Annotated in this window: 4 protein-coding genes; all 4 read left to right on the top strand. The window is 37.8% G+C overall.

What is annotated here, in order from left to right:
- Window positions 1-1,743 (top strand): DNA polymerase (locus tag QXE01_12570; GenBank protein MEM4972072.1); only part of this gene is annotated, 1,743 nt, incomplete at its 5' end.
- A complete protein-coding gene (locus tag QXE01_12565) occupies window positions 1,730-2,002 on the top strand; it encodes a hypothetical protein (protein MEM4972071.1) in 273 nt (90 codons plus the stop codon). The genes QXE01_12570 and QXE01_12565, both read left to right, overlap by 14 nt.
- Window positions 1,999-2,277, top strand: a complete 279-nt coding sequence (locus QXE01_12560) for a hypothetical protein (protein ID MEM4972070.1) — start codon at window positions 1,999-2,001, stop codon at window positions 2,275-2,277. The genes QXE01_12565 and QXE01_12560 overlap by 4 nt, the downstream gene beginning before the upstream one ends.
- Window positions 2,274-2,662 (top strand): hypothetical protein (locus tag QXE01_12555; GenBank protein MEM4972069.1); only part of this gene is annotated, 389 nt, incomplete at its 3' end. The genes QXE01_12560 and QXE01_12555, both read left to right, overlap by 4 nt.

Raw genomic sequence — 2,662 nt, 5'->3', positions numbered from 1 at the left:
TGTTTCAGTAACGGTGTGACAGAAACCTGTTTTAAGGACGAGAAAAAGGCACTTGACTACATGATCGAGTCAAAAAAGACGGTGTTTATTCATAATGCAAAATACGATATGTCGTTACTAAAAATTTCTAGATATGCTGACATGATCGAGGACGCAAGCTTTGATCCGCCATTTAGTATTTCGTTTATTGGCGGTACATGGGTGCGTGATAGTATGCCCATCCTGACTACATCGCTCAAGAACGCTATCAAGACGTTCGCACCCGAGCTTACCTACAAGGAAGAGGCTCAAGTTGAGTATCAAAAGATTCAAGAGAACCCACAAGAATGGAACAATTACGTAGAACAACATGGTGAAGAACTAGCAAAACAGGACGCCCGAGCGCTTCACATAGTTCTTAATAGATTCTTTGAAAAGATAGGAAAATTTGGAACTACGTTACCAACTATAGCGTTCAAAGTACTACTTGATTACATGCCCGAAGCCAATGGTCTCAAAAAGGCAATACTTAACCCTGACGAACACGTTGGACTTATCTACACGATAAATGACCCGATCATTTTGGAAAGTTACCGTGGCGGAAGGGTTGATCCACTAGTGATTTCATCATTTAGCGAGAAACAACGGATCTATGACGTCAATTCATTATACCCAACGGTGATGAAACACTTCCGTTATCCAACTATTCCAATAGATGAAGATGTGGGGTTCAATGAAGGTATTAGAAGAGGCTACCTAGGTTTTCACCGTGTTAAGTTTAAGTGTGACACAGATCTGATGCCTGTGGTAACTAAAATAAAGTATCGGGGTGAAAATATCTTAACACAGGTACTAGAGAATGAGGCGGTACTTACAACGCCAGAAGTACAGGCTCTTATGATGGAAGGTTGTAAAATTCAGTTCATTACTAGCAAGTGGTTCCGGGGTGAGTACCTATTTAGTGAATTTGTTGACAAGTACTATGAAATGAAAAAAGAAGCTGAAAAAATTGGTGGTGAAGAGGGCAAAACAATACGTGCGATAGCTAAGATGGTGTTAAACTCTAGCTATGGAAAGTTTGGTTTACATAAGGCTAGATCGGTACTAGTAAAAGATCCTGAAATTAAGAAGATGATCAGAGGAGACGGAAGGTTTGTCATAAACGGAAAATGGTACACTAAGATTGACGATTTGATTTACACAAAGGAAGAATTAACGCCCCGCTATTCTGTTGCGATCGCTTCATATGTAACCGCATACGCTAGAATGTATCTTTATCAACTGATGAAACAGAATAAGGACGGGTTAACATACACTGATACGGATTCACTTCACATGACCAAAGATATTAGGTCTAGCACTGTAATCAAACTTGATGAGAAAAAGTTACATTTTAAAACAATAGGTGATGGGCTAGGACAACTCAAAATAGAAAAGGAAGGCTATCTTTATCACCTAGGTAAGAAGATGTACTTTTTCACTGAAGACCCTGATGATTGGGTACCCGCTGGTTACCAACGCAATGGCAATGTTGCGATTGGAAAGGGAAGTTTAACGTTTAAGGGTGTTAAGAAGAACTTACCGATTGAAGTGTACTACGATCCGGATCCCTTAAAATTTCTGGTTAAACAAAAGTTTCAAGCGATTAAGTCAAGACTTGGTTATAACGTTACTGTGATTATACCAAAGAAGATAGTTATGAAAGAAAGACTTAAATACCACGGTGATAGCAAAAAAGTAGGTGAACCGATTGGATTTGTATGAGTTAACTCAAAATACTAGAAATCCAAAAGACTATCCCTATCTTATGTATGTAGATGACGTAGAGGTAGAAGAAGTATCATCTGATGGACAAGAGTTAGAACTTGACGATGTTATTACGGTTATCGTTCCAGTTACAAAAGAGGAAATTATTGAGTTCGTTAAGGATAATCCTGACAGACCTATTGAGGTATACGAACGTGAAACGATGAAGGATGTTACTGAACAGTTCAAAATGAAAAATGGAGATGATGATGTATGAAGTTCAATACTAACATAGACAAACTTGATGATCCTGAGTTTTTTGACTGGGTCATCAAAAAGATAAATGAAATTCCTGATGCTGGTCAAAAAGAGGTCATGGTACTAGAAGATAACAACATGTTGATCTTGAAGTTAAGGGAGAGCAATAATACCATCGTGATAACTAACGAAAAGAGGAAGGTGATCGAGATAGTAACATCATGTGAAAGTATTGCTGACTGTAGAGATGAAATTATTGCACAAATTCAAAAGATCAAAGGTGACATACAGTGATTGATAATTATCAGTTTAGTGTTGAGTTCAAAGCTAGGGATGTTGTTAATCTAATTACAGAAATTAGTAGACAGTGGAATGTCCCAGTTAATGAGATGAAGGTAATTATTGACGGTGTGCCATTGTCAGGGAAAAGTTCGATTGCTAGATTTGTTTCTAACAAACTGAACATGAGACTAATTAAATACGAACCAACAAAAGATTTAGACACAGAGTTCAGGAATTTCCTCAAAGACGTTAATAGTCCTGTAATAGTAGACGGGTCTCCAATCGGTATTTTGTGTTCAAAGCCGGACTTTAAACGTTACATTTCTAGATACGTAAAGACGTTAGACTCTGTCATCAATAATAACTATCCCGCCTTTGTGATACTAGTTGAACCGTT

The sequence above is a fragment of the Sulfolobales archaeon genome, assembly GCA_038897115.1.
Lineage (GTDB): Archaea > Thermoproteota > Thermoprotei_A > Sulfolobales > AG1 > AG1.
This window is presented reverse-complemented; position numbering and strand designations above follow the sequence as displayed.

Bases quoted from the DNA above. Each gene is read 5' to 3' on its own strand.
- QXE01_12560 (MEM4972070.1), top strand. From the start codon at position 1,999: ATGAAGTTCAATACTAACATAGACAAACTTGATGATCCTGAGTTTTTT.